Source organism: Mesorhizobium sp. M7A.F.Ca.CA.003.01.2.1, assembly GCF_003998945.1.
Lineage (GTDB): Bacteria > Pseudomonadota > Alphaproteobacteria > Rhizobiales > Rhizobiaceae > Mesorhizobium > Mesorhizobium ciceri.
The window spans coordinates 1-724 of the sequence record NZ_RZRA01001509.1 but is presented as its reverse complement, the minus strand read 5'-3'; the positions used below and the strand labels follow the sequence as shown (position 1 = coordinate 724).

General features: G+C 63.5%; 1 protein-coding gene and 1 pseudogene. Both read left to right on the top strand.

The annotated features are described in order from the left end of the window. Positions 1–229: pseudogene (locus tag EN969_RS33840) on the top strand (NADH-ubiquinone dehydrogenase); the annotation flags it as partial. Between the two features lie 73 nt (positions 230–302). Continuing rightward, positions 303–724: 2Fe-2S iron-sulfur cluster-binding protein (locus tag EN969_RS33835; protein ID WP_127419907.1), on the top strand; the 422-nt coding region annotated here is incomplete at its 3' end.

Here is a 724-nt window from a genome sequence, read left to right as displayed (position 1 = left end):
GCCCAAGGCCATGGAGAAGCCGGCGAAACCGGCGGATCTCAAGGCGATATCCGGCATCGGGCCCAAGCTGGAAAAGGTTCTCAACGGCCTCGGCATCTGGACGTATGCCCAGATCGCGGCATGGACGCCGCAAGAGGTTGCCTGGGTCGAGGACTATCTGTCGCTCGGCGGCCGCATCGGCCGCGACGATTGGACAGCTCAAGCGGCGGCGCTCGCCGTCAAGAAGTGAATGAAGTGCTCGACGTGGTCTCGACCGCGTCCGGAAAAAGAGATTGCGGGAACTCCGCAGGGGTTTGAGGCGAATGGCAAAGCTCAAGGTCGACGGGAAAGAGATCACTGTACCCGACCACTACACGCTGCTGCAGGCGGCGGAAGACGCTGGCGCGGAAGTGCCGCGCTTCTGCTTCCATGAGCGGCTGTCGATCGCCGGCAATTGCCGCATGTGCCTGATCGAGGTGAAGGGCGGGCCGCCCAAGCCGCAGGCTTCCTGCGCCATGAACGTGCGCGACCTGCGTCCCGGCCCGAATGGCGAGGCGCCGGAAATCTTCACCAACACGCCGATGGTCAAGAAGGCCAGGGAAGGCGTGATGGAGTTCCTGCTGATCAACCATCCGCTGGATTGCCCGATCTGCGACCAGGGCGGCGAATGCGACCTGCAGGACCAGGCGATGGCTTTCGGCGTCGATTCCTCGCGCTATCACGAGAACAAGCGCGCGGTCGAAGA